Raw genomic sequence first — 6,000 nt, forward strand, 5'->3', positions numbered from 1 at the left:
CTGGCGGGGCCGTCTGTGGGCCGTCGAACGGCGACTCACACCGACCTACGACGACCACCACCACCCACGCAAACCCCCGCCAGCGCTGGCGGAACCTTGGTTTCCGGAGGTGATCCCGCGCCCTCGCCACTTCCTGCGCAACAAGAAGTCGGAGTGGGAGGAGTACCGCTCCGAGGTGACCGCCTTCGAGCTGCGGAAGAACCTGCCGGTGCTGTAGGGGCAGGTCAGGCGGGGCGCCGCCGAAACGATCCCTTGGGGCCGATGGTCGTGGACCGTCGGCCCCGAGGCGTCTTTGGTCGCGCCGGAATCCCGGCACTGTTCAGCGCCGCGTCTTGAGTTCGTCGACCGTTTCCTCGACCGGGCCCGCCAAGACGTCGATCAGACCGTAACGGCTCCGGATCTCGCGGTTCGTCCGCTCGGAGAATTCACGGTTTTCCTCGCCTTTCGGTGCGATGACCGGCACCACGTCTACACCATGTACGCCAAAGCGCCAGTAGATAGTGACGAGGCGCTTCTCTCTCGTATAATAGTCGATTGCATTGTTTTCCTGCATCCTGGCCCTTTGGACGATGGTGTCGATCTCTTTATCATCCTTCGTCTTCATCGAGTGGGGTACAGCAGCGCCCCGCCAGGAGTATGTAGAGCCTCCAAAATTGTCCATGACGAGCCGGTCCTTACGTGCCAGGCTCAAGGTGGCGTAGAACGTCAGCTTGGCGAAATTTGTGTCGCTGGGTAGCTCGACAACGGTCCGCGAGTGTGACTCGTCGTTCGGCTCGACCCAGTTTCCGGCGGGCATCCACGGCTGCGCCGCCACCAGCTTGCCCGGCTGGTAGACCTCCCTACGGGTAAGCGGGTGCTTCTCCCGGTATTTGGCCCACTGCTCGGCATCCTTACGCCACTTCGCCCGGGCCACGTCCTTCGAGCTAACCGTCACCTCTTCGCCCATTGCGTGGAACTCGGCGCCCAGTACGTAGAAGCCCATGTCGCTGTGGTTCACGAGCTTGATGTCCACCGGCACGGAAAACGTCTTGCCGTCCGCACTGAGCACTGCCTTGCCCGGGTCCAGCTGCACGAGAGGGGTGGCTTCGCGCCGGTATGGCTGGAAAAGGTACTGGTAGCCGAAATTAGCGGCCGCCACGAACGTGGAGACGATGAGTGCCGCAGCCACCCGTTTCGGAGTGGGGATCTCATCCAGTCTTCGCCACACCAGGACGACAGCGGACAGCGAAATCGCGCTGAGCAAAATGGTCAGTACTTTGTAGCGAACCATCTCGCCGTCAGTCCATGTCTGTAACGCGAGCAAGATGTTGGTCAGCAAAGCCACGCCGGTGCTGATCAGTGCGACCACTCGGAAGTTGGAACTCGGCCCGCGGACCCAGCAGTCCATGACCGCGGCGACACCGACCACCATGATGAGAGCCGCCAACAGGAGGGCCGCTCCGGTGACGCACCCGGCGAAAGTCAGGGCCTCGCTGAAGTCCTTGAAGCCGCACCAGCCCACGGGTAGCGCCGTCAGGAGCAGGACCAGTACGACCCATGCCATTTCCGTCCGCGAGCACGGGCATTTCAGGCCTCTTCGCACCATCACGTACGCGCCGGAGCGGGCCACTGGGTCGGGCCCTGAGGAATTCGTCACATGATCACCTTCCTGGCTGCACACCGGGATCCGATCACCATGCTCCGAGCGATCCGCGTGATACTCCGAGTGATCCACGCGATGACGACACACATTCCGCCCGGGATCACTACACACATTCCACTGCTTGGCCCACTCGTCCCGCGTCAAAGCCGTAACAGCGCCGGTGGTCTCGGACAGTCGGCCCGGTGCCCGGGGCGCCTGCCGATCCGGACATCGGTCACCGGATCGGCTGGCCGATGGCCAGGAGGTTGCCCTCGCTGTCGCGGAACCAGGCGCCGCGTTCGCCGCGGGCGCCCTTGCTCGGGTAGTTGCCCTCGACCTCGGCGATCGCGTCACGGGTGCGCAGACCGGGGACGTCGACCTCCTCGAAGGTCACCCCGCGGCGCCTCAGCTCAGCCACGGTCGCCTCGATGTCCACGACCTCCCAGGCCATCTGGGTGAAGGTGCCGGGGGAGGCGCCAGTCGAGCGGAACAGGACGAAGTCCACGCCCCCGCACCGGTACAGCAGCCCGCCCGGGCGTTCGTCGACCGGCGTGAGGCCGAGCCGCTCGGCGTAGAAGCGGCGCGCCCGGTCCAGGTCCTGGGCGGGAAGCCTGGTCGCCACCCGGCCCCGCGCCAGCGGGGTCGTGGCCTCTTCTCCGGTTTCCTCGTTCTCCTCGTTCATGGCACCACTGTGGCCTGCCGGGCGCCCCGCTCAGGGCAGATACGCCGGTGACACCGCCGCCGGGGAGATCCGGTGGGGGCGGCCCGAGCCGTCCGCCGGGATCTCGTAGAGGTCGGCGCCGTAGTCGCCGGGGAGGGCGTAGACGAGCGTGCGGGCGTTCTTCCACACCGCCTGGTCGTCGACGCTGCGCGGTTCCGCGAGCGGGGTCTCGTGCATCGTGCGCAGGTCGAGGACGTACAGGCGCCAGGGGGCGTCCTTGGACAGGCCCTCGACGCGCTTCTTGTAGGCGACGCGGGTGCCGTCGGGGGAGAGGGACGGGCACTCCACGTTCGCGTGCAGGGTCGTGACGGTCCGGGCGCGCAGGTCGCCGCGGACCAGGTAGGTGTGGCCGCCGGTGGCCAGCGTGGCGTAGAACGTGCGGTCGTCGCCGGCGAACGTCACGCCCCAGAAGTTGGCGTCCGCCGCGTGGTACGGCCGGCCGTCCCGCACGACGCGGAAGGCCTCCAGGGTCGGGATCAGCGTGCCGGTGCGGGTGTCCACGATCGCGGTGCGGGTGGAGAAGTTCGTCCCGGCGTACGAGTCACCGCCCACGAACGCGGTCCAGGCGGCGAAGTGCCCGGTGGGGGAGACCCGGGCGCGGGACGGGATGCCGGGGACGTCGTAGTGGTGGCGGGTCCGCAGGCGGGCGTCCAGGAGCAGGGCCCGGTAGGTGTCGGAGACCGGGCCGTGCACCGCCTGCAGGCACACGCCGGTGCCGGAAGCGGCGTAGAACCTCAGGCACTTGACGCCGGAGGCGGTTCGGGGGCCCGCCGGGTCGGCCGCGGGGACCGAGGTCAGCTCGTCGCGGTGCGGGCCCCACGCCATGTTGCGGAAGACCACGCGGTCGCGCCCGGTCAGGGTCACCGTGCCGGACGTGACCTGGGGGCCGCCCGCCCGCGGCCGGTCGCGGCGGTCCGCGCGCGCCGAGGCGTGCAGGACGGACGCCAGCCCGACCGCCGCCAGGGCGGCGACGGCCGACAGCAGGATCAGGATCCGGGTGCGTACGGTCATGCGGGCACGGTGCCTTTCGGGCGCAGGGTCAGGGAGAAGGCGGCACAGGCCGCGAGGGCCGCCGCCGCCCCCGCCAGCGCCGCACGGTCGCCCCACACCGTCCAGGCCGCGCCGAACAGCAGGGAGCAGGCGAACCGGGCCAGCGCCTGCCCGGTCTGCACGACGGCGAGGCCGGAGGAGCGCAGCGCCGCGGGTACGCCCTCGGAGGCCGCCGCCATCAGCACGCCGTCGGTGGCCGCGTAGAAGCCGCCGTGCAGGGCGAGGACGACGTACGGCAGGGGGATGCCGTGCCAGGAGGCGAGCAGGAGCGCGTAGGCGAGGAGCAGGGCTCCGTGGCCGCCCAGGAAGACCGCCCAGCGGCCCACCCGGTCCGCGAGCCGGCCGAGCGGCACCGCCAGCAGCAGGAAGGCGGCCGCCGTGCCGAGCGGCAGCAGCGCGAACCAGCGGTCGGGGACGCCCAGTCGGCGTTGCAGCAGCAGGTAGACGAAGGAGTCGCTGACCGTGGCCAGGCCGAGCAGCAGCGCGCAGACGGTGATCCGGCGCAGGTCGCGGCGGCGGAGCAGGCCCACCGCGGCCCGCAGGGTGGGCCGTTCGCCGCCCACGCCCTCCCCGCTCTCCCGGCCGTCCCTGCCGACTTCGGCGGCCCCCTGCCGCCGCCCGCCCGGCACGAACAGCACCAGGACCAGCACCCCGAACACCGCCACGCAGAAGCTGACCGTGAACACCGCGTCGTAGCCGTCGACGGTGGCGCGCAGGATCAGGAACGCCACCAGCGGGCCGAAGAGGGCGCCCGCGGTGTCCATGGCCCGGTGCACGCCGAAGGCGCGGCCCCGGCCCTCCGGGGTGCTGGACAGGGAGATCAGGGCGTCCCGGGGCGCGGTGCGCAGCCCCTTGCCGGTGCGGTCGGCGGCCAGGACCAGCCCGATGGGCGTGAGCGAGTGCGCCACCAGCAGCAGCGGCTTGCACAGCGCCGAGACGCCGTAGCCGAGCCCGGCCACCCACTTGTGCCGCCCGCCGCCCCGGTCCGCCAGGTGCCCGCCGGCCAGCCGGACGAGCGCGGAGAAGCCGTTGTAGACGCCGTCGAGCAGCCCGAAGCCGAGCGGGGAGAGGCCGAGGCCCGTCACCAGGTACAGCGGCAGCACCGCCGTCACCATCTCGGACGACACGTCGGTGACCAGGCTGACCGTTCCGAGGGCGAGCACGGTCGGGGCGATCGCGGCACGGCGCCGCCCGGCCTCGGGCCGGACGGCACCGTCCGCGGACGCCGGCGCGTCGGGTGTGCTCGCGCGGCTGTCCGCTACGTACACGTCAGGACGCCCAGACGCCGGTGATGTCCTTGGCGGAGGCCGCGTTGCCCGCGTGCGCGGTCAGGCCTTGGGTGTCCTCCAGCGTGCGCAGCAGGTCGTAGTGGTTGTAGGTGGTGGCCGACGACGAACCGGCCGTCACCGGCTGGCCGTAGAGGACCGTCGGGATGCGGTTGCCGCTGAGCCGGTTGTCCTCGTCGAAGGTGACGACGAGCAGGCTGTTGTGGGTCTTGGCCCATGTGGCGTAGGCACCGAGGTTGTTCTTCAGCCAGGTGTCACCTGTGGACACCGAGCAGTCGTGCATGTCGCTGCACAGGTTCGGGACCACGAACGACATCTGGGGCAGCGTCGAGTAGTCCGTCGGGAACTGGGCGAAGGTCTTGGCGCTCGACGTCGGCACGTTGCTGAAGCCGAACCAGGGGTTGTGCTTTCGGGCGTAGTTGCCGCTGCTGCACGTGGTGGAGCCCTGACTCGGCAGGGTCTCGTTGTAGCTCGCCCAGCTGCGGCCCGCGGCGATCTGCTCGGAGGCGAGGTTCGGCGCCGAGGAGAAGCCCGGGGTGTAGCAGCTGTCGTCGGTGATGCCCTGCGTCGAACCGGAGAACAGGGCGAAGTAGTTCGGCTGGCTGGGGTGGGTGATGGCGTAGGACTGGGTGAGGTTGGCGCCGCCGGACTTCAGCGAGTTGATGTACGGGGCGCTCGAGGAGCCGATGACCTGGCTGTAGGCGTGGTTCTCGAAGACCACGACGACGACGTGGTCCGGGCTGGGTACGGCACCGGCGGCGTGGGCTGACCCACTGCCGAGCCCGGTCCACACACCGAACGCGGCCGCGGCGAAGGCCGCTGTCGACGCCACGACCGTGCGGGCACGGCGGAACACGGAACTGCCGGACACATCAACCTCCGGAGGGGAAAGGACGGGGCTGGCGGTGCGGACAGAGCATGCACACGCCAACATTCCCGTGGCCCACGGAAGCCAACCCCACGGGTGAAGAGCGGATGAACGGTGGTACTCACGCCGTCATGACCCGGATAATGGTGGGCACTTGCGGTTGGACCGACCCGGCGCTGGTGAGCAGCGGCTGGTACCCACGGGGCCGCCGCGACGCCGAGGGGCGCCTGCGGCACTACGCGGACCACTTCCCCGTGGTCGAGGTGGACTCCCCCTACTACGCGCTGCCGAGCGCCCGTACGACCCGGCTGTGGGCGGACCGCACCCCCGCCGGCTTCCGCTTCGACGTCAAGGCGTTCTCCCTCCTCACCGGCCACCCCACCCGCCCGGCCGCCCTCCCCGCGGACCTGCGCGGACACCCGCGCGACGAGGGCCTGCTGAGGGAGACCTGGGC

6 protein-coding genes and 1 pseudogene are annotated in these 6,000 nt (G+C 70.1%); 2 read left to right on the forward strand and 5 right to left on the reverse strand.

What is annotated here, in order from left to right:
- Positions 1 to 130 precede the first annotated feature (130 nt).
- Positions 131 to 217 (forward strand): annotated as a pseudogene (locus V7E45_RS26165) (glutamine synthetase); the annotation flags it as partial.
- A gap of 102 nt (positions 218 to 319) precedes the next feature.
- Here V7E45_RS26165 and V7E45_RS26170 read toward each other — a convergent pair.
- From V7E45_RS26170 to V7E45_RS26190, 5 genes are all read right to left on the reverse strand, one after another.
- A complete protein-coding gene (locus tag V7E45_RS26170; protein ID WP_333776655.1) occupies positions 320 to 1,714 on the reverse strand; it encodes a hypothetical protein in 1,395 nt (464 codons plus the stop codon).
- Positions 1,715 to 1,856: 142 nt separating this feature from the next.
- The gene (locus tag V7E45_RS26175) at positions 1,857 to 2,303 is read right to left on the reverse strand and encodes a VOC family protein (protein ID WP_333776656.1); all 447 of its coding nucleotides are present in this window, start codon (positions 2,301 to 2,303) and stop codon (positions 1,857 to 1,859) included.
- A 30-nt stretch (positions 2,304 to 2,333) separates the two neighbouring features.
- Complete coding sequence (locus V7E45_RS26180) at positions 2,334 to 3,353, reverse strand: TolB family protein (RefSeq protein WP_333776657.1); 1,020 nt, start codon at positions 3,351 to 3,353, stop codon at positions 2,334 to 2,336.
- Complete coding sequence (locus tag V7E45_RS26185) at positions 3,350 to 4,660, reverse strand: MFS transporter (RefSeq protein WP_333776658.1); 1,311 nt, start codon at positions 4,658 to 4,660, stop codon at positions 3,350 to 3,352. The genes V7E45_RS26180 and V7E45_RS26185 overlap by 4 nt, the downstream gene beginning before the upstream one ends.
- Position 4,661: 1 nt before the next feature.
- Positions 4,662 to 5,549, reverse strand: coding sequence for an alkaline phosphatase family protein (locus tag V7E45_RS26190; protein WP_319151042.1), 888 nt, complete (start codon positions 5,547 to 5,549; stop codon positions 4,662 to 4,664).
- A gap of 128 nt (positions 5,550 to 5,677) precedes the next feature.
- Here V7E45_RS26190 and V7E45_RS26195 point away from each other — a divergent pair.
- A partial coding sequence (locus V7E45_RS26195; RefSeq protein ID WP_333776659.1) for a DUF72 domain-containing protein occupies positions 5,678 to 6,000 on the forward strand: 323 nt, incomplete at its 3' end.

The sequence above is a fragment of the Streptomyces sp. IBSBF 3136 genome (genome assembly GCF_036815105.1).
In the GTDB taxonomy this organism is placed as follows: Bacteria; Actinomycetota; Actinomycetes; order Streptomycetales; family Streptomycetaceae; genus Streptomyces.

What these genes read in the sequence shown, in the direction of transcription:
- V7E45_RS26180 (WP_333776657.1), bottom strand. Translation starts at nt 3,353, where the DNA reads ATGACCGTACGCACCCGGATCCTGATCCTGCTGTCGGCCGTCGCCGCC.
- V7E45_RS26175 (WP_333776656.1), bottom strand. Translation starts at nt 2,303, where the DNA reads ATGAACGAGGAGAACGAGGAAACCGGAGAAGAGGCCACGACCCCGCTG.